At 59.6% G+C, this 18,656-nt stretch carries 17 protein-coding genes; 8 read left to right on the plus strand and 9 right to left on the minus strand.

The window, feature by feature from the left end; translation table 11 throughout:
* Positions 1 to 28 precede the first annotated feature (28 nt).
* The gene (locus IPH10_04610; GenBank protein ID MBK6910198.1) at positions 29 to 202 is read right to left on the minus strand and encodes a hypothetical protein; all 174 of its coding nucleotides are present in this window, start codon (positions 200 to 202) and stop codon (positions 29 to 31) included.
* 172 nt (positions 203 to 374) lie between these two features.
* On the opposite strand from IPH10_04610, the gene IPH10_04615 reads away from it, so the two are divergent.
* Entirely contained in the window at positions 375 to 1,214 is an 840-nt protein-coding gene (locus IPH10_04615; GenBank protein MBK6910199.1) for a deoxyribonuclease IV, read from the plus strand.
* A gap of 98 nt (positions 1,215 to 1,312) precedes the next feature.
* On the opposite strand, the gene IPH10_04620 is transcribed toward IPH10_04615, so the two are convergent.
* Together IPH10_04620 and IPH10_04625 are read right to left on the minus strand one after the other, a co-directional pair.
* Positions 1,313 to 1,900: a hypothetical protein gene (locus tag IPH10_04620; protein MBK6910200.1), complete on the minus strand. Its 588-nt coding sequence runs from the start codon at positions 1,898 to 1,900 to the stop codon at positions 1,313 to 1,315.
* Positions 1,901 to 2,058: 158 nt separating this feature from the next.
* Positions 2,059 to 3,363, minus strand: a complete 1,305-nt coding sequence (locus tag IPH10_04625) for a hypothetical protein (GenBank protein ID MBK6910201.1) — start codon at positions 3,361 to 3,363, stop codon at positions 2,059 to 2,061.
* Between the two features lie 148 nt (positions 3,364 to 3,511).
* Here IPH10_04625 and dapF point away from each other — a divergent pair, with 148 nt between their 5' ends.
* The 5 genes from dapF to IPH10_04650 are packed head-to-tail and all read left to right on the plus strand — an operon-like array spanning position 3,512 to position 8,519.
* Positions 3,512 to 4,327: a diaminopimelate epimerase gene (gene dapF, locus IPH10_04630; GenBank protein ID MBK6910202.1), complete on the plus strand. Its 816-nt coding sequence runs from the start codon at positions 3,512 to 3,514 to the stop codon at positions 4,325 to 4,327.
* A 44-nt stretch (positions 4,328 to 4,371) separates the two neighbouring features.
* Positions 4,372 to 5,511, plus strand: coding sequence for an aminotransferase class I/II-fold pyridoxal phosphate-dependent enzyme (locus IPH10_04635; protein ID MBK6910203.1), 1,140 nt, complete (start codon positions 4,372 to 4,374; stop codon positions 5,509 to 5,511).
* Between the two features lie 49 nt (positions 5,512 to 5,560).
* Positions 5,561 to 6,262: a glycerophosphodiester phosphodiesterase gene (locus tag IPH10_04640; GenBank protein MBK6910204.1), complete on the plus strand. Its 702-nt coding sequence runs from the start codon at positions 5,561 to 5,563 to the stop codon at positions 6,260 to 6,262.
* Entirely contained in the window at positions 6,259 to 7,098 is an 840-nt protein-coding gene (locus IPH10_04645) for a hypothetical protein (GenBank protein MBK6910205.1), read from the plus strand. Before IPH10_04640 ends, IPH10_04645 begins: the two co-directional genes overlap by 4 nt.
* Before the next feature lie 29 nt (positions 7,099 to 7,127).
* Positions 7,128 to 8,519: a pyridoxal-phosphate dependent enzyme gene (locus IPH10_04650; GenBank protein ID MBK6910206.1), complete on the plus strand. Its 1,392-nt coding sequence runs from the start codon at positions 7,128 to 7,130 to the stop codon at positions 8,517 to 8,519.
* Positions 8,520 to 8,612: 93 nt separating this feature from the next.
* Here IPH10_04650 and rsgA read toward each other — a convergent pair whose 3' ends face one another.
* Positions 8,613 to 9,527, minus strand: coding sequence for a ribosome small subunit-dependent GTPase A (rsgA, locus tag IPH10_04655; protein ID MBK6910207.1), 915 nt, complete (start codon positions 9,525 to 9,527; stop codon positions 8,613 to 8,615).
* Positions 9,528 to 9,538: 11 nt separating this feature from the next.
* Between rsgA and IPH10_04660 the strand changes: the two genes are divergently transcribed.
* The gene (locus tag IPH10_04660; GenBank protein MBK6910208.1) at positions 9,539 to 9,823 is read left to right on the plus strand and encodes a PGPGW domain-containing protein; all 285 of its coding nucleotides are present in this window, start codon (positions 9,539 to 9,541) and stop codon (positions 9,821 to 9,823) included.
* Between the two features lie 33 nt (positions 9,824 to 9,856).
* Here IPH10_04660 and IPH10_04665 read toward each other — a convergent pair whose 3' ends face one another.
* Positions 9,857 to 11,824, minus strand: coding sequence for a cation:proton antiporter (locus IPH10_04665; protein MBK6910209.1), 1,968 nt, complete (start codon positions 11,822 to 11,824; stop codon positions 9,857 to 9,859).
* Complete coding sequence (locus IPH10_04670) at positions 11,821 to 12,993, minus strand: DUF819 family protein (protein MBK6910210.1); 1,173 nt, start codon at positions 12,991 to 12,993, stop codon at positions 11,821 to 11,823. The genes IPH10_04665 and IPH10_04670 overlap by 4 nt, the downstream gene beginning before the upstream one ends.
* A gap of 136 nt (positions 12,994 to 13,129) precedes the next feature.
* Between IPH10_04670 and IPH10_04675 the strand changes: the two genes are divergently transcribed.
* Positions 13,130 to 14,557, plus strand: coding sequence for an aldehyde dehydrogenase family protein (locus IPH10_04675; GenBank protein MBK6910211.1), 1,428 nt, complete (start codon positions 13,130 to 13,132; stop codon positions 14,555 to 14,557).
* A gap of 134 nt (positions 14,558 to 14,691) precedes the next feature.
* On the opposite strand, the gene IPH10_04680 is transcribed toward IPH10_04675, so the two are convergent.
* The 3 genes from IPH10_04680 to IPH10_04690 form a co-directional block, all read right to left on the minus strand.
* Complete coding sequence (locus IPH10_04680; GenBank protein ID MBK6910212.1) at positions 14,692 to 16,044, minus strand: T9SS type A sorting domain-containing protein; 1,353 nt, start codon at positions 16,042 to 16,044, stop codon at positions 14,692 to 14,694.
* 201 nt (positions 16,045 to 16,245) lie between these two features.
* A complete protein-coding gene (locus tag IPH10_04685; protein ID MBK6910213.1) occupies positions 16,246 to 17,313 on the minus strand; it encodes a T9SS type A sorting domain-containing protein in 1,068 nt (355 codons plus the stop codon).
* Positions 17,314 to 17,465: 152 nt separating this feature from the next.
* Positions 17,466 to 18,647, minus strand: a complete 1,182-nt coding sequence (locus IPH10_04690; GenBank protein MBK6910214.1) for a T9SS type A sorting domain-containing protein — start codon at positions 18,645 to 18,647, stop codon at positions 17,466 to 17,468.
* Positions 18,648 to 18,656 lie beyond the last annotated feature (9 nt).

Below are 18,656 nucleotides of genomic sequence, written 5' to 3' on the forward strand. Positions count from 1 at the left end.
CCCGCTTCTATTTGGGTACGGATCAAGGTCAGCCGAGGACGATATCCACGACAAAGGCAGCGGCGTAGCCGATGACCGAAGCGAGCAGCAGGACGAGCAGGGTCCGCGTGCGGCCCTTATCCAGTCCCCACTCGTCCAGGTAGCGGTGCAAGTAGAAGCTGGCGGGAAAAAAGACCAGCGTCGAGATTATGATACTGCGCATGAAATAGGGTTATGCAAATCACGGTCCGGTCTTGGGGCGTAACATGCGGACCGGCGGCGGGAATCTGCGGCGGACGCTTGCGGGGGTCCAGTTGCATGGGCGGGTCTATTGACTTGCATGTGCGGCATTGGATGAGTAATTTGTAATCCAATAATCAACGGGAGAGTGCAAAGTGCTATTCGGGGCGCATACTTCGACTGCGGGTGGATTGTACAAAGCGTTTGAGTGGGGGATAGAATTTGACTGCGAAGCGATTCAGGTCTTCACCAAGAGCCAATTGCAGTGGCAGGGCAAGGCCATTGAGCCGGAGGACATTTACAAGTGGTTCGAGGCCTGGGAAAACGCGGGCGAGCCGCCCGTGTTTGTGCACGACAGCTATTTGATCAATCTCTCGTCGCCGGATGAAACGCTGCGGAAGAAATCCGTGGACGGGTTTGTGGATGAGCTGGAGCGGGCGGCCCTGCTGGGGATTCCGTGGGTGAACACGCACCCGGGGTCGCACAAAGGCGCGGGTGAAGCGATTGGATTGGAGAACTGCGCGAAATCCCTGAATGAGGTGCTTCTGCGCACGGACGACCTGGGTGTGGGGATTCTGCTCGAAACAACAGCGGGGCAGGGCGGCGACTTAGGGGCGAAATTCTCGCATCTGGGCCAATTGATTCGCGCCTGCGGACAAGACGACCGCATGGGTGTGTGCGTGGACACGTGTCATATCTTCGCGGCGGGCTACGATCTGCGCACGCAAGAGGCCTATGACAAGACGTGGCGCGAGTTTGATCAGGAGATCGGCCTGCGGTATCTGCGCGCGTTTCATTTGAACGATTCGAAATTTGAGTTGGGGCAGCATCGCGACCGGCATGCGGCGATCGGCGCGGGATTTATCGGACAAGCGGGATTTAAGCTATTGGCGACGGACCCGCGGTTTGACGGACTGCCGGGAACGACCGAGTTGCCGGATGAAGATACGCCGTCGAGCATCGCGCTGTTGAAACGACTGCGGGACGATGCGTAGTTAGCGGTGGATGGCCGCGCATGAGTTTAGGAATTAGATTGGTATTGAAAAAGGCCACCTTTGCGGGTGGCCTTCTTTCGTAGCGATGCGAATTAGAACTACGGTGTGCAGTCTTGGATGACGACGATGAATTTTTGATCACCAACGGGATTGAGCAGCAGCGTGGCTTGACCAATGACAGCGACATCCGAGCCGGCTTCGAGCGTCCATCCGGCACCGGGCGGATCGGTGGCGAGCAGCGGGTCTGTGGTGGAATATGCGTCGTAATGGCCGACCTGCGGGGCGAGCCACCAAAGCCGCACACCCGCGCCTTCGGAAGCGATCATCAATTCGCTGGGCGCCAAGCACGGCGGCGGTGCGTTGACAGTGATCGTGCCCGTCATGCCAAGGCTGAAATGCACGTCGCAACGGTAGCTGAAGACTCCCGACAGCGGCGCGTTAAATGCAAAATTGTAGGTGAACGCGCTGTTGGTGGGCGCGCCACTGTAGAATACCGTGTCTGGTGTTCCGCCGGACTCCCGCACATTATGCAGTCCGGTGGTCTTGACCCAACGCACGGTGTCGCCCTGATTGATCGTGAGGGTTGACGGTGAGAACGCCAGTCCGCTGACATTCACTATATGCACCGTGGCCCCGGCTTGAACGGTCCACCACAAGCAAAAACAGATTGCCAATACATGTTTCATCGTTGCCTCCCTTGGTTGCGCTTCATGTTACCACTCTCCCGGGCAAAATAGCCATGCCACAAGGTCACATATATGACCATGATTGTCAAGTTTTCAGACCTGAGAAGAAAAGCAATGGCCGCCCGGACAGGCGGCCACGCAATGTCAGAAGTTCTGAATTAACAATTAGAAGAAGACGTGAAGCTGGGCTTCAATCTGCTTTTTGTTGCGGGACTGAGGCGCGCCGGTGACCGGGTCCGCTTCGGACGAGTAGAGCTGTGCTTGAGGGCGACTTCGACCCACGGGAGGACGTAGGTCGCGGCCCCGATAGTGGTGCGCTCGGCTTGGCCCGCGATGCCGGACGTTTCGGCGTTGTCCAGCCAGTCGTAGGCGCATTGCAGCCACACGCCCTGATAGGCCATGACTTCGAGCTGCGCGGTGGCATAGGCGCTGGTGATGCCGAACGGGGAGACTTGATCCCTAAAGGTCCAAACCAACGAGGTGGTCCAGTCCTTTCGGTCGTATTCGAAGAGCAGCGAGGTGGCCAGCCAGCCGAAGTTGGAGGCTCCGTTGCCGGTACCCATGCGATTGTGAATTCCCTCGAACGAGATCCCACCGAAGCCGCCCCAGGCCGTCGTGCGGATGGCCTGACCGGGGAAGCCGAGTTCAGGATCCGGGGCCTTCCCGGGGGCGTGAAACCAGCTGCCGCCACCTGAGATGATCCATTTCTCGGCAAACGGGAGCCGCCGCTGGCCGTAGGCACGCAGCATCCAGCGCTTCTGCTGGTCACGATCCATCGGGATATTCGATTGTGCGGCGGTATAGGAACCGCTCACATCGAACCCGACAATGCGAGTGCCGACCTCAAGACCGACGCCATAGTGCGGCGGATTGGGGGTGCTGAAGGCCGCTCCGGTATAGCCGCTCCACAGGCCGGTGCGGGTGAACGCGGTGTGGTCGGCGAAGCGGAAGCCGAAATTCTCCTGAAATTGGCCGCCCTTGGCCCAGGCCTTGAAGCCCTTCAGGTTGGCCATACCGTAGATCTCCTGCCGGCCTGAAGCATCAGCGACACCCTGCGACAGGTAGAGCATGACCTGCTCCGTGGGGCGGATTTGCAGGTATAGATTTCCTTCCATCTGCGCTGTGGTGCCGGTATTGGTCGAGAATTGGTCGGACAAGCCGGCTTCGAGCGTGTCACTTTGGGTATTCGTAGCCAGCCAAATGGTGCGAAAATCGGCGCCGATGGTGACGTTTTCGGAGAGCTTGGGATTGATCTTGTTCAGCGTTTCGTAGCTGACCGGCTTGACGGGCAGATATTGGGGGCCGAAGAACTGGCTGCCGTAAGGTTCGCGCAGGCCATTTCCGGTGGGGTTGGCATGGCAGAGGAAGCAGCTTTGGCCGAACATGGCGCTATATTGCGGACGGGCCAGGGCTGAGCCGACGAAGCAGGAGCACGCGAGCAGGAGAGCGGCGACAATGCGCATGGACAGGCCTTTCGAATCAACAAACTGTAAGTTATGCACGGACATGGCAATATACACAACCTGACCGCTGGTCGCAAGACCAATTGCCTCGTACGGGAAAAGCCGTTATATTATGAATTCTACTCGAATTGGAACAGAAGTGAAATTTATGAAGTTTGCGAAATATCACGGATTAGGGAATGATTTTCTGCTCGTGGACGGGCGCGATGTGCCCGGCGCGGAGCGGTACTTTCAGGCGGATCGGGTGCGGGCGCTGTGTCAGCGGCAGACGGGGGTGGGGGCGGATGGGATTCTGTTGAGGACAGACTGTGACCAAGCTCACCATCGCATGTGGCTATGGAATGCGGACGGCAGCGCGGCGGAGATTTCGGGCAACGGGTTGCGCTGTTTCGTACTGTTTCTGCATGACCGCGGGTTTGACGTATCAGGCGAAGTGACGATTCAGACAGGCGGGGGCATCCAGCGCGCGTGGTACATCGGCGATCATGTGGTCGAAACGACGATGCCGACGCCGAACTTTGCGCAGACGGGCGCGCCGGAATTGTTGAAGCTCGCGGCGCACGATCAGATGTTCGATGTGTTGTCTGTGAATGTGGGCAATCCGCACGGCGTGATCTTCGGACCGCAGCGCGACATTCCGTTTGCGGCTCAGTATGGTCCGAGTTTGGAAAAGAACCCGGCATTTGCCCAAGGTGCGAACATCGAGTTTGTGAATGTAATGAGCCGTGAGTCGTGCAATTTAGTGGTGTGGGAACGCGGCGCAGGGATTACGTTGGCGTGTGGCAGCGGCTCGGTGGCGACGGCCTGCGCGGGCTGTGCGGTCGGTCATTTTGATTTTGACAAGCCGATTGCGGTACATCAGCCGGGCGGGGCGCTGCATATCACCGTGGGGACGGGATTCAGGGAGATTCGGCAACGGAGTATTGCTGAGCGGGTGTTTGCGGGGGAGATGAATGATGAATGATGAAGGCGGAAGTCGGAAATCAGAAAACGGGAAAAGATAGAGCATTGGCTTCTCCAGCAACACGACTAACACGACTGCCGGAATATCTGTTCGCCGAATTGGAACAGAAGATTGCCGCCAAGACCGCGGCGGGGCGGGACGTGATCAATTTAGGGATTGGTGATCCGGATTTGCCGCCGCCGGAATCGTTCACGAAGAGTCTGCAACGTCACGCGGCGGATGCGGACGCGCATTTCTACTCGTCGTCACGCGGCGACGCGGAGGTGCGCAAGACGATTGCGAAATATTTTGCGGGGCGTTTCGGTGTGGAGCTTGATCCGGACACGCAGATCTGCGTGGTGCTGGGCGGCAAGGAAGGGCTCTCGTCGCTGGGGCGCGCGTATGTGAATCCGGGCGACACGGTGGCCGCGCCGTCACCGGCCTATCCCGTTTACGCGCAAGGCGTGGCGACGCTGTGCGACGGGAAAGTTACGACAATGCCGCTGACGAAAGCGAACGGTTTTCTGCCGGATTTGCATTTGGCGGAAGGGGCGCGGATGTTGTTCGTCAACTATCCGAACAATCCGACGGGGGCGATTGCGACGGAACTGTTCTGGCAACAGTTGGGAGATTTTGCCGACGCGCATCCCGAGACAGTTGTGTGTCACGATCACGCATACAGCGAGATGACCTTTGGCGACTACGTGGCGCCGTCGTTCCTGCAATATACGAGCAACGCCGTGGAGATGCATTCGCTGTCCAAGGTCTTTAACGCGACCGGATTTCGCATCGGATTTTGCGTGGGGCGGGCGGACTATATCGGCGCCCTGGTGAAAGCCAAGGCGCAGATTGATTCGGGAGCGCCGCTGATGATTCAGCGGGCGATGGCAGACGGGCTGGCGGGTTATCACGGCGCGGAACCACCGGCGTCGGTGGTGGAGATTCGCAAGATCTACGGTGAACGGCGCGCCTACACCGAGAAGGCGCTGACGCAGATGGGGTTGGATGTGATCCAGAGTCCCGCCACGTTTTACGTGTGGGCGCGTGTCGGCGAGGATGAGCTGCCGTTTGTGCAGCGCGCACTCGAGCACGACGTGGTTGTAACACCGGGCCGCGGATTTGGCCGGGAAGGCATCGGCTACATTCGCCTGGCCTTGACGCAGCCGCTGGACCGCATCAAGCTTGCGATGCAGCGCATGGCTTGAAGCGTAGCGACGATTGCTTTTACACAATTCATGATTCCAATATATTTCAGTGGCTGATCGTTTTCGACAGATCATTGCGGGACGACCGATTGTCTTAGGGCATCGCGGATCGCCGATGCACGCCTGTGAAAACACCATCGAGTCGTTTCATCTGGCGCTGCGCGAAGGCGCGGACGGGGTGGAGCTTGATGTGCAAATCACCGCGGACGGCGTGCCGGTTGTCTTTCATGACGACGCGTTTTCGACGGGAGAGAAGCTCGGCGAGCTCACGTATGCGGACATGCGCGAAGTGGCGCACGGTCTACGCGCGTATGTGTGCACACTTGATGAAGTGCTGCGCGAGCTATCGGGCAAGGGTTTTGTGAATATCGAAGTGAAGACCGCGGGCCATGAAGCGGCGGTGCTGGCCGTGGCGCGCAAGGCGATGCCGAAAGAGACGTATCTATTTTCCAGTTTTCTGCCGGACGTGGTGGCGAGTTTTCGCAAGCTGGCGCCGGATGTTCCGGCGATTTGGATTGTGCCGCAGGAGCTGACGCTTGAGCAGGCACGCGAGGTCGTTGCGCAGACGGACGCGCGCGGGATCGCCTATTGGCATGAGTGGATAACGCCGGAGCTCGCGGGTTTTTTCAAGATTCACAACGTTCCGCTGTTTGCGTGGACGGTGAATGATCCGGCGGAGTTTCAACGGTTGGTGGAACTGGGCGTGGCGGGCATCATCACGGACGATCCGGCGCGGGTGGTTACGCGGTGATCGGACTGGCGACGTCGCGTGAGTTGCCGGAACTGTCGGGAGGCGAACAGCTTCTCTACGGTGCGTTGTGCGAGCGCGGGGAGTGCGCGATCGTGGTGTGGGATGATCCGCAGGAGAGTTGGCGCGCCTGCGAGACGATCATTATTCGCTGTACGTGGGACTACTCGGGACGAGTGATTGAATTCCTGAAGTGGATTGATCGCGTTGAAGCGGCGGGGATTAGGCTTGAGAATGCGCCGGACATTTTGCGATGGAACAGCGACAAGCTCTATTTGCGCGACTTAGCGGCGCGCGGTGTGACGATTCCGCCGACGGTGTGGATTGGGCGCGAGAAGCTGACGCGCGAGCTGCTGCAGCGGCATGTGACCGGTCCGTGCGTGATCAAGCCGACGGTGTCGGCGGGCGCGTACAACACGCTGCGCGTGTCGCCGGAGACGATTGATGAGGTTCTGGCGCAGCTCGGCGGATTGAATGAGCACAAGGGGTTGATGCTGCAGCCGTTCATTCCCGAAGTGCAGGAGCCGGGCGAATACTCCTTGATATTCGTGCGCAATGAATTTTCGCACGCGGTGTTGAAGACTCCGGCGCCGGGTGATTTTCGGGTGCAGCCGCGCTACGGCGGGGTGCAGGCGGCGACGACGGTGGGGGCGGATGTGATTGCGCAGGCGCGCGCGGCATTGGCGGCGATTCCGTTTCAGGCGGTGCCGCTGTACGGGCGCGTGGACGGCATCGTGCGCGGCGGACAGTTTGTGCTGATGGAACTCGAGCTGATCGAGCCTTATTTGTTTTGGGAATTTGGGGAAGGTTCTGTCACGCGGTTTGCGAAAGTAGTATGAATTCAAGATCACCCATAAACGACTCAGGCATGAATCCCTCCAAAGCACACAATCGGTTAGCAAACATTACGGATGCGGTAGGTAATACGCCGCTGGTTCGTCTGAACAAGATCGGCTCCGGGATGCCGGGCGAGATCTGGGTCAAGTGCGAGCATTTGAATCCTTCAGGGTCGGTGAAGGATCGTATGGCAAGTTATATGCTCGACAAGGCCGCCGAGGCGGGTGCGCTAACGCCGGGCGCGATGATCGTAGAAAACACGAGCGGAAATACTGGCGCGGCGATGGGTATGGCGGCGGCGGTGAAAGGCTATCGTTGTCTGTTCACGATCTCGGACAAGATGAGCAAGGAGAAAGTGGACGGCCTGAAGGTTTACGGTGCGAAGGTGGTCGTATGCCCGGCGAACGTGGATGCGGACTCGCCGCTCAGCTATTATGAAACGGCGAAGCGGATTCACAAGGAGACGCCCGGGAGCTATTACGTGAATCAGTACCACAACCGTTTGAACACGGAGGCGCATTACAAGCTGTCGGGTCCGGAGATTTGGGAGCAGACCGAAGGACGCATCAACTACTTTGTTGCGGGTCTGGGCACGGGCGGCACGTTCACGGGGATTGCGACGTATTTGAAGGAGCGGAATCCGCAGGTCAAATGTGTGGGAGTGGATACGTTCGGTTCAATGCTGACAAACTACTGGAAGCACGGCGAATTCGGCGAGATGTACGCCTACAAAGTGGAAGGGATCGGACAGGATCAGATTGTCGGCAATATTGATTTTGATCTTGTGGATGAGATGATCCAGGTGTCGGACAAGGATTCGTTCCTGATGGGTCGGCGGCTGGCGCGGGAAGAGGGGATTTATGCGGGCGGTTCGTCGGGCACGGCAGTGTGGGCGGCCGCCGAATTGGCGTCGCGAGTGCCGCCGGGTTCGGTGATCGTGACAGTTCTGCCGGACAACGGTTCGCGCTATCTATCGAAGATGTACAATGACGAATGGATGCGTGACAACGGGATGCTGCAGGAGCCATCGCAGATGGGGTCGGTGCGCGACTTATTGCACGCGCGGCTGCCGTTCAATCTGATTTCGGTGCGGCGCACGGAGCGCGTCGGGGACGTGATCCTGATCATGAAGGAGAACGGCATCTCCCAGATGCCCGTGATGGAGGGCGACGAGGTGTTGGGTTTGATTCATGAAGCCGATTTGTTGAAGCTACTGCTGTCAGGTGTGGGGACGTCGAACTCTTCGATCGAGCCGATCATCACGCGGAATTTCCCGACGGTGACGGAAGACGATGCGCTCGAGTCGTTGTCGCAGATCTTCACGTCGATGGGCCGCGAGGCGGTGATGGTCGTGCGCGAGGGGGTGTCGCGCGATATTATCACGAAGATTGATCTGATTGACTATCTCTTGCGCCGGGCGTAGCGCGTTGGCCATGCGCATTCCAAGAAAGAGAGACGGCGCGGGCCGTCTCTTTTGCATGCGGAAAACGCTGCGGCGCCGGGCGGCGCGGCCTGGTCAGAATTCGGATTCCACTTCGCTGAGCAGCCGTTGAAAGCTGCGATAGCGCGACGGGGCGAGTGTCTCTTCGTCGAGCGCGTTCAAGACGGCGCAGTCGGGTTCGCTCTGGTGTGCGCAATTGCGGAAGCGGCAGGCGTGGGCAAGTTCAGCAATGTCGGGGAAGAGCGCGGCGATATTGTGTTTGGTCAGGCCGTACGGGACGAAGCTCTTCATGCCCGGCGTGTCAATGGCCAACGCCGTATCGGACAAGGGAATCAGCAGGGCGGCGGTGGTCGTATGCACGCCTTTGCCGGACCAGGAACTGACCTCCTGCACGCGCAGTTCCAGATTAGGCACCAGCGCGTTGGCCAACGAGCTTTTACCGACTCCGGAATTGCCGATGATAGCCGTGACGCCTGTGGTCAGTTGCGCCCGCAGGGATTCGATGCCGTCGCCAGATTCATTGCTGACCACGGCGATGGGCATATCGAAGGAGTCATAGAGATCGGTGATTTCTTTGGCGCGCGCGTTGCTGTCGTCGAGATCGGATTTGGTGAGAACAAGCAGCGGCGGGACTCCGCCGAATAGCGCGGCGACCAGGAAGCGATCAATGGCGGCGATTTTGGTTTGGGGACGGGCGAGCGACGCGACGATGATCACGCGGTCGGCGTTGGCGAACATCACCTGCTTTTCCTTGCGCAGTCCTTTGCGTAAATAGGCATTGGCGCGGGGCAGGACTTCGTCCACGGCCCATTGTCCGGCTTCGAGTTCGGCGCGCACGAAGTCACCGACGGTAATACCATCGGTATCGGCGTCGAACAACTTGCCGCGCAGCGCGGCTTCAACGACTTCACCGCTAAGCAAGCGCAGCAGGCAGGTGCGCCGGGCGACGGTGGCGACGCGGGCGACGGTTTGGGGTGGTGGATTAATCATGGCGGAAGAGTATGGGCGGGACACCGACACAGCCAACCAAACACGATGAGCCGGGACCGCACGGCGCAGCCTTTGCGGCGGCGCTGAAGCTCGTGCGGACGATCTTGGGTTTCAGCGTTTTGTTAGTCGGCATATTGATGATTGCATTGCCGGGACCGGCGGTGGTGGTGATACCGCTGGGGTTGGCGATTTTGGCCACGGAATACGCGTGGGCGCGGCGCTATCTGAATAAGTTCAAGGATGGCGGGCAGAAACTGGGCGCGATTCGCTTGCGGAAGAAGACTCAGGGCCGATGATGAAGGGGCCGCGCAATTCACTCGGCGGGCAATCTATTCGATAACGCTGAGTAGGTTCACGGCGTTGTCCAACGCGGCGTGGTCGCCATACAGGACGACGAGGTCGTTGGCGACCAAGGGTTGATCGAGCACGTGTTCGGTCGGCGCGCCGTTGCGCAGCAGCGCAATGACCTGGCAGCGGCCATCTGGCGAGAAATTGAGCGCGCGCAGCGTGGATGCGCGCGCTTTGCTATTTTCCAGAATGGGCACGGCTTCGACAAGGCGCTGCATGAGCAGTTGCGACAGTCGTTCGCCGGTTCCGCGCTGCCCGCGCAGGGTGCCGTAGCTCTGACTGCGGACGATTTCAACTTGGGCCGCGATGATGTGCGGCGGAATGTGATAGTGTCCGAGCAGTTCGGCGAAGATGCGTAGTGACGTTTCAAACTCTTCGGGGACGACCAGATTGGCTCCCATTTGTTCGAGCTGTTCGACTTCCGCGACGTACTTTGTGCGCACGATGAGATGAATATCCCGATTCAGCCGGCGCATAACGGCAACGGCGCGGCGCGTAGCGGCCGGATCGGAAATGGCGATCACGGCGCTGTCGAAGTCTTTCAGATGCAAGTGCCGCAGAAAATCGGCGTGGCTGACGTCGCCGTAGTGGATGATTTCACCTTCATGTCGGGCTTGCCGCACGGTCTGCGGATTGAATTCCAAGACTTCATGATAGATTCCGGCTTCGCGCAGAACGCGGGCGACGTTGTGACCGTTCACTCCGTATCCCACAATCAAGACGGCGGGTTTAGGTCGGGCGGCCATGGGCGGCGGCGCATTGGCGGTTTCGGCGCGAGCGCCGATGCTGCGGCCGGCGTGATAGGCGACGTGCGGAGCGAGCTGCATGACGAGCGGTGTGACGGCCAGCGTTAGGGTAGACGCGGCGATGAGATATTGGAATTCGTGGTCGGTCAGAATATTTCCGGCGACGGCGGCGCTGAGGAGCAGGAACGAGAACTCGCCGATTTGCGCGAGGTATACTCCGCCCTGCACTCGTTGCCGGAGCGTCAAGGGCAACGGGATACTGACGATGAACACGACCAGCGTTTTCAACAGAAGAATGCCGAATGCGAAGGCGAGCACGGTGTCGGCGTGGGTGATCACAAACCCGAGGTCGAGCAGCATGCCGATTGAGACGAAGAACAGCGACGAGAACAGCGTGGAGAAGACCTGCACCTGTGAATAGATGTGCGCGCTGAACTCATTTTCGGAGAGAATCACGCCGGCGGCGAAGGCGCCGAGCGCCATCGAGAGTCCGGCGACGGATGAGATCGCACCGATGACGAGCATGAGCAGGATAGCGAAGAGCAGGATGGCTTCGGAGACTTGAATCCGCACGAGCCAGCGCAGCATTTGCGGAACGATCCAACGGCCCAGCAGGTAGAGCGACAACAGCCACACGGCGACGAGCACAGCGCGCACGGAGATTTCGTACGACGTGATATTGCCCATGACCAGAAGGCTGACGGTCATCATCATGGGCACGATGGCAAAATCCTGCACGACGCAAATGGTGGCGACGGTCTGCCCGAGCGGCGTGTTCAACTCACCTTTGTCGGCGAGGCCTTTCAAGACGAGCGCGGACGAAGAGACGGTGACGACGAAGCCGGTGATTATAGCAGTGGGCAGGGTGAAGCCCAGGCTGAGCGCGGATATCACCACGACAGCGCAGGTTACGATAACCTGTCCGACGGCCGACAGGTAGGTGCGTACGGGCGTGCTCTTCAAACCCGACAGCGACAATTCGAGGCCGACGATGAAGAGCAGGAGGATGACTCCGATTTCGGCGGAGGATTCGACGCGGTCGAGATTCTCGATGAAACCGATTCCCGAGGGTCCGATGAGGATTCCCGTCAGTACGAAGCCCGCGATCGGCGGCAAGCCGATGCGGCGCGACAGGAACAGCACCGGCAGCGCGCAGGCCAGGATAATTGCGAGATCGAAGAAGAACGGGAATTGATGGGTCATGGTGCGAAGACGCTGCAGAGATACGCGGCGGCGAATCCGCCGTAGTTGCCAAGCGCGTAGCCGATTAGAGCCATGAGTACGGCGACAGGGACGAGTCGTTCATCGTGATGCGCCGCGACGATCGGTGCTGATGCGACCCCGCCAATCACGGCGGCGGACGAGATTGCCGAGGTATGCACGTCGGCTTTGAAGATGCGGGCGGCGAGCACGACGGTCGCGCCGTGGAAGAGAATCCACACGAACGCGCCGAGCAGGAACCACGGAGCTTGTCCCGCGAGACCGTCGAGGCTGGCCTTTGCACCCATGTTCGCCACAAAGACGTATATCAAGGCCATCGCCAATTCGTGCGAACCGGGAATAGTGCGGGCGCGAGTGAAGGAGAGCAGTACTCCGAAGGTAGTCACGAGCAGAATGCGATAGGTCTTCTCGGTCATGATCGGCTGAATTGCCGGAATCCACGACGCGACGACTTCGGAGAGGGCGGCGCAGCCCAGACCGATAGCGAGCAGATAGACGATATGGCGCATGGCGACCGGCTCTTTGTAGAGCTTGAGGTCGGCGGCGGCGGCCTTCATTTGCGAGACTTGTTCATCTTTGACGCCGGTGAAGCGGTGGAACCAGCCTTCGACATTTTTGGAGGCGAGTAGCAGGGGCAACCAAAGCAGGAAGATGCCGTTGTCGGCGATAACAGCCATTCCGAAGTCAGCGCCATTGGTGTTCAGACCTTCGGCGACGGCGGCCATATTGCCCGTGCCCCCGATCCAACTCCCAGCGAGCGCCCCGAAGCCCTTCCACGATTCGGGGCCGAGATTGTGAGCGACGAGCAGATAGCCAAGAGGTGCGCCGATGATCACGCCGAGTGTGCCGATGAGCATGACAAACAGCCCCTTGCCCATCACCTTGATGGTCGCGGCCACATTGACATTGACCAAGAGCAGCGTCAGGAATAGCGGCAGAACGAGGTCGGTTAACTGGGTATAGACCTCGGACTTGGTGGGGATGACGCCGAAATTAGAGAGCCCGACCGGCAACAGGTAGATAAAGAGCAGCGGCGGGAAGTAGTTGAACAGCTTCCAGCGGGTCTTGCGCTCGAGCCAGAAGAACGTGGCGGCGACGGTTGCGAGCGTTGCCAGAATTCCGGCGGGAGTATTCAGAATGGGGTCGGCCATGCGGACTCGTTTTTGGGGGGATGATTCACCTTAATTTAGGCATTTCCGCGCAGCATGCAACGGCCGGAAGGTGTTTGGGATTGCCATTTGGCGGCGATTTGGCTATCTTTTTGGCTAACAACGGAAGAAACTGGAAATGCCTCATTACCCTTTGATGATTCCGGGCGCTCGCCCGGCGGGCCGGATCGAAGTCGTAGCGCCATTTGACCGGACGCCGATTGCTACGGTGGAGACGGCTGGCAGTGACGCGGTCGAGACCGCTCTGGCGACGGCTCACAGGCTCTATGCGCAACGGTCGGGATGGTTGTCGTTGGCGAAGCGGCTGGAGATTTTGGACAAAGTCCGGCAGTTGGTGCTCGACAATGCGGAAATGTTGGCGGTCGAGGCTGCGCGGGAGGGCGGCAAGCCGCTGCTGGACTCGCGAGTCGAAGTGGCCCGTGCGGCGGACAGCCTGCGCATTTGCATCGAGACGATGCGCACCAGCGCGGGGCGGGAGGTGCCGATGAATCTTAACGCCGCTTCAGCGGGCCGGCTGGCCGTCACGCGACTGGAACCGATCGGCCCGGTGGTGGCGATCAGTGCGTTTAATCATCCGTTGAATCTAATTGCGCACCAGGTGGGCCCCGCAATTGCGGCGGGCTGCCCGGTGATTGTGAAGCCTGCTGAAGAGACGCCGCTCTCGTGTTTCCGGTTGGTCGAGATGTTTCACGCGGCGGGCTTGCCTGAGGAGTGGTGTCAAGCCTGCGTCACCAGTGATTTGCAGGTCGCGGAGCAATTGGCGACGGATGCCCGCGTGGCGTTTCTGACGTTCATCGGGAGCGCGAAGGTGGGCTGGATGCTGCGCTCGAAGCTGGCGCCGGGTGCGCGCTGCGCACTGGAGCATGGTGGTACGGCTCCGGTGATTTTGGCGCCGGATGCCGATTGGGCCGCGGCGGTGGCACCCTTGGCGAAGGGCGCGTTCTACCATGCGGGACAGGTGTGCGTGTCGGTACAGCGGATCTATGCTCACGAGTCGTTTGCGTTCGACTTTGCGCAGAAGCTCGCGGAAGCAGGCAGCGCGATGAAGATCGGCGACCCGACGCTGCCGGACACAGAAATTGGTCCGCTGATCCGCCCGCAGGAAGTGACGCGCATCAACATGTGGGTGAAGGAGGCGGTGGCGGAAGGCGGCGTGCCGTTGTCGGGTGCGGAACCGTTATCCGAATCGTGCTTTAAAACGACTGTGCTGTGGAGCCCGCCGGATCATTCGAAGGTTTCGACGCAGGAGATTTTCGGTCCGGTGGCCTGCGTGTATTTGTACAGAGACCTTGACGAGGCCATCCTGCGGGCGAATCACTCGCCGTTTGCGTTTCAGGCGGCGGTGTTCACGAAGAGTCTGGAGACGGCGCTGCAATGCTATTCCCGACTCAACGCGTCAGCGGTGATGGTCAACGATCATACGGCGTTTCGCGTGGACTGGATGCCATTTGCCGGGCTCAGGCAGTCGGGTTTGGGTGTAGGTGGAATTCCCGGGAGTATTCGGGATATGCAGATTGAGAAGATGCTGATGGTGAAGTCGGGGTAGGGTTCGGCGATTTGCGGATTCCGGCGGGGAACCGCTGCGTGAATCCCCGTTCGGCGACAGAGATAGTATAATGGAACAGGGCTCGCGTGTGCGAGCCCTGTTGTCATTTGGTGACTGCCGACATCGTGTGACGGCTATGGCAAGTAGATCAGGTTCTGCGATGATGTGGCGCCGTTCACTGTACTGCGCACAACATAAAGACCGGCGGCGTGGCCGGTGGCATTCCACTCCAGCGTGTGCGATCCGGCAGGAAGCTGGCCGCGGTAGAGCATCGAGACCTCGCGGCCCAGCATGTCGTAAATCGTAACCTGCGCCGTGGACGATAGCGGCAGAGTCAGCGTCACGCGGGAGCTGTTGTTAAAGGGATTGGGATAGGCCGGGCTGACGGAAAATACGGCTGGCAGCGGAGCATCATGCGCAGGTGATTGCTGTTCAGTGGTGAAGGACCACGTTGTGCCGGTGGTGGTGCCGCTCTCGTTCTCGGCATCCACCCGCCACATGAAAGTGGTATTGTAGGGCAGATTGGCATCCACGAGAATGAGCGTATCGGATATGGTAATCAAGGGTTCCAGCGGCTGGGTATGACCCATATAGACACGATAGGTCGTCGCGTTGTCGGCGGGACTCCAGCTCAATGTATCAACATGAATGGAAACGCCGGTCGCGTTGTCAGCAGGATAGGGATTGGTGGCAAGTCCGGGCAGCGGCAGCGGAACCGCTTCCGTCGTGAATTGCCACAGAGTGCCCGTCGTCGTGCCGAACTCATTTGTCGCATCCACGCGCCACAGGTAGATCGTCTCGTAGTCCAGCGCCGCGGATAACGTGATGGACGTGTTTGTAACACTGCCCAGGGATTGTAACGGTTCAACGGTGCCCATGAAGACTTCGTAGCTGTCCGCACGATTCGCGGCGGACCACGAGAGCGCGGACAACGCCACGTCTATGTTCGTCGCACCGTGGGCCGGCAGCGGATTCGTGGCCAAACCGGGCGGCGTTTCGTTAACCAGTTCGCTGGCCGTAATGTCAAGTGAGGTATTCTGGCCGCTGTTGTCATTCGTGCCTTGAAACGCCCCGACATAGAGCGTTACGCTGCCGGTTCCGGCGGCGGGTGCGTGCCAGCTAAAGGTGCCCGATGTGCGGTTATTGGCCGAAAGGTGGATACCGTTGGTTTCACCAGCGACGTTGTGGGTGGCCGTGTTGGTGCCCCCGGAAATCGTGCCCGCGTTCGTGGAACCCGTGCCGACGCGAATGGAGCCGTTGAAGTTATTGATGGACGCGCCGGACACTGCTTGAATGGTAATCAAGTAGGTGGAATCAGGGACATACGATTCCGGGAAGCCGGAGATTTGCACGGTGCCGTTGTCCTGGCCGTGGCACGTGGTGGCACACGTGCCGTTGGTGCCCGGCGCACCGGAGTAGCCGCGATAGTTGGAGCGGGCGAAGAGGGAGGTCGTGAGCAGGAGGAGGAGAAACAGATAGCGTACCATCGCGGATACCTCAACTGTATGGTTATAAAATGAAACTGCGGATAAGGTGTGCGCGGCGTGCGCGGATAGGTGTGAAGAACTACTTAAAGCAATGCTTGTGCCGAGTGCGTGATCGTGTTGTATTACTCACGATTCTGCACAAAATCAAAGTGGGAATGCGCATGGCATTCCCACTTTGATACGGCATTGCGTGAGAACGCGTTACGGCAGGTAGATCAGCTTCTGCGTTACCGACTGTCCGGCGCACAGACAGCGGAGGAAATAGAGACCGGCTGCCTGTCCGGCGGCGTTCCATTCGAGTTCTGCGGTCTGCCCCAACGGTTGATTGTCGAGGAGCGTGACCACCAGACGTCCGGTGCGATCATAGATGTGCGCGCGCACGGGTAGGTTCGCCGGAACGTTGAGCGGCAGCCTGACCAGTCCGTTAAACGGATTGGGATAGGCTTGCCCGAGGGCAAACTCGCCGGGCGCAACGATGTCCCGGGCAGGTGATTGCGCTTCGGTGGTAAACGACCAGACCGGCCCGGCGGTAATGCCGACGTCATTGATGGCATCAATGCGCCAGAGATACGTGGTGCTTGGTTCAAGCGCGCTCAGCGCAAACGACGTATCCACGACATTCGAGATGGACGGCAGCGGTTCGGCTGTGCCGATGAATACTTCGTAGGCGGTGGCGCGCGCGGCCGTGGCCCAGCGCAGAGTGAGATTCAGCGGCTGATCTGCCTCCCCATTGGTCGGTAACGGGCTCGAACAGGGAGCGGGCGGCTGCGGAATCACGGCTTCGTTGGCGACGAGCGTGATGTTGGTGTTGGGTCCGGTATTGCGCGCGCCTTGATGGGCGGCAACATATAACCTCACGGTTCCGGCACCCACGGCGGGGGCTTGCCAATTAAACGTGGCCGTTTGCAGATCGAGCGTGCTGAGGTGCACGCCGTTGGTTTCCTGCGCCACGTTGTAGGTGGAGGTGCCCTGTCCGGCGGTAATGGTGCCGGCGCGATTGGTGCCGGTACCGATCCGTACGGACGCGTTGAAATTCTTGATCGGGAAGCCGGTGACGGCTTGAATCGTGATCAAGTAGGTCGAGTCTGGGACATAGTTCGTGGGAAAGCCGGTGACTTGCACCGTGCCGGTTCCCGCGCCGTGACAGCTTGAGGCGCACCGTCCCAACGCACCGGGTGCGCCGGAATAGCCCCTGTTACCCGGGCTGGCGAAGCTGCTGTTGATCAAACACAAGGCTACTAACCAAGAGCCTATCCATACGCGCATCATGTCTGCTGTTCCTTTAAGTTGCAGTTCAGTGTGCTCCGTTCCCAATGAGAACGGCCATGGGGTGAAGGCTCTCCCGCTTTTTCAAACATTCGAAGAATCAAGAAATCAGAACCGGTGCTGCCTCGTCCATGCGCGGCACCACAGAGCGATCATTACGGCATGTACACGAGCTTCTGCGTCTGCGTGATGCCCGCGCATTCGCATTTCAGGAAATAGAGTCCGCCTGCTTGACCGGCGGCGTTCCACAGTAATTCATGGACACCGGCGGTTAACCGTTCGTTGGCCAGCGTGCTGATTTCCCGGCCCAGCAGGTCATAGATCGTAACGCGCGTCAAGGCATCTTGCGGCACGTTCAGCGCGATGCGCACGGAACTGTTGAACGGATTCGGATAGGCCGAGACCAGCGCGAGATCGCGCGGCTGTGAGACTTCACCGGCGGGCGAACCGGCTTCGGTGGTGAAGGACCAAGTCACCCCTGTTGTCAGGCCGGCTTCCCCCTGCGTATCCACGCGCCAGAGATAGGTCGTTGACGTATTCAGATTGCCAGGCGGATCGAAACTCGTGTCAAACGTCACTGTGGCCAGGCCGAGGGGTTCGCTGGTGCCCAGATAGACTCGATAGCTTTCGGCGCGATCAGCAGGTTCCCAAGCGAGCGTTGTGATGATGGGAACATTGGTCGAAGCGTTGTCGGGGAACGGCCCGCTCGCTTGCGCCGGAGGCGCGATCGTCGTGAAGGACCATGTCGGTCCGGGAGTGGAACCGAAATCATTGACCGCGGTGATTTGCCAGAAATAGACTGATGCGGGAATCAACGCGGCGGGCGGCTGATAGTTCGTGGTTGTGACATTTTCAGCGGCGATTTGCGGCGGATTCGTGCTGCCGAAACGCACGGTGTAGCGGTCGGCATTGGCAGCGGCATTCCAAGACAGCGACGCATCAAGACTAATGTCGGTGCTATTGTTGCCGGGGGACACGTTGACGGGCGCATCGGGTGCGCTGCCGCCAGCTTCGACGGTGACGGTACCGACCATGCCCGATCCTGCATGAACTTCGCACTCGTAGTTGTACAGGCCTTCGAGCGGCGCGTTGAATGCGAAGTTGTATGTGAACGCGTTGCTGGTTGGATCACCGCTGCGGAAGACGGGCGTGCCGGAGGTTTCGGCGACGTTGTGGAAACCACCGGCGGGCTTCACCCAACGGACGGTGTCACCTTGTTGAATCGTGAGATTCGCCGGAGAAAACGAGATCCCGCCAATGTTGACGGTGTGCACGGTGGCGAGTGCCGCGCTCGCGCAGGCGAGCAGCAGCAGGAGTGTGAGTGTTTTGCGGATCATTCGGGCCTC

This window comes from bacterium, assembly GCA_016702305.1.
GTDB lineage: Bacteria > Electryoneota > RPQS01 > RPQS01 > RPQS01 > JABWCQ01.

Excerpts from the sequence above, each read along its gene's own strand:
- IPH10_04610 (MBK6910198.1), bottom strand. The coding sequence starts at position 202 with ATGCGCAGTATCATAATCTCGACGCTGGTCTTTTTTCCCGCCAGCTTC.
- IPH10_04620 (MBK6910200.1), bottom strand. The coding sequence starts at position 1,900 with ATGAAACATGTATTGGCAATCTGTTTTTGCTTGTGGTGGACCGTTCAA.
- IPH10_04625 (MBK6910201.1), bottom strand. The coding sequence starts at position 3,363 with ATGCGCATTGTCGCCGCTCTCCTGCTCGCGTGCTCCTGCTTCGTCGGC.
- dapF (MBK6910202.1), top strand. The coding sequence starts at position 3,512 with ATGAAGTTTGCGAAATATCACGGATTAGGGAATGATTTTCTGCTCGTG.
- IPH10_04650 (MBK6910206.1), top strand. The coding sequence starts at position 7,128 with ATGAATCCCTCCAAAGCACACAATCGGTTAGCAAACATTACGGATGCG.
- rsgA (MBK6910207.1), bottom strand. The coding sequence starts at position 9,527 with ATGATTAATCCACCACCCCAAACCGTCGCCCGCGTCGCCACCGTCGCC.
- IPH10_04660 (MBK6910208.1), top strand. The coding sequence starts at position 9,539 with ATGGGCGGGACACCGACACAGCCAACCAAACACGATGAGCCGGGACCG.
- IPH10_04665 (MBK6910209.1), bottom strand. The coding sequence starts at position 11,824 with ATGACCCATCAATTCCCGTTCTTCTTCGATCTCGCAATTATCCTGGCC.
- IPH10_04670 (MBK6910210.1), bottom strand. The coding sequence starts at position 12,993 with ATGGCCGACCCCATTCTGAATACTCCCGCCGGAATTCTGGCAACGCTC.
- IPH10_04675 (MBK6910211.1), top strand. The coding sequence starts at position 13,130 with ATGCCTCATTACCCTTTGATGATTCCGGGCGCTCGCCCGGCGGGCCGG.
- IPH10_04680 (MBK6910212.1), bottom strand. The coding sequence starts at position 16,044 with ATGGTACGCTATCTGTTTCTCCTCCTCCTGCTCACGACCTCCCTCTTC.
- IPH10_04685 (MBK6910213.1), bottom strand. The coding sequence starts at position 17,313 with ATGATGCGCGTATGGATAGGCTCTTGGTTAGTAGCCTTGTGTTTGATC.
- IPH10_04690 (MBK6910214.1), bottom strand. The coding sequence starts at position 18,647 with ATGATCCGCAAAACACTCACACTCCTGCTGCTGCTCGCCTGCGCGAGC.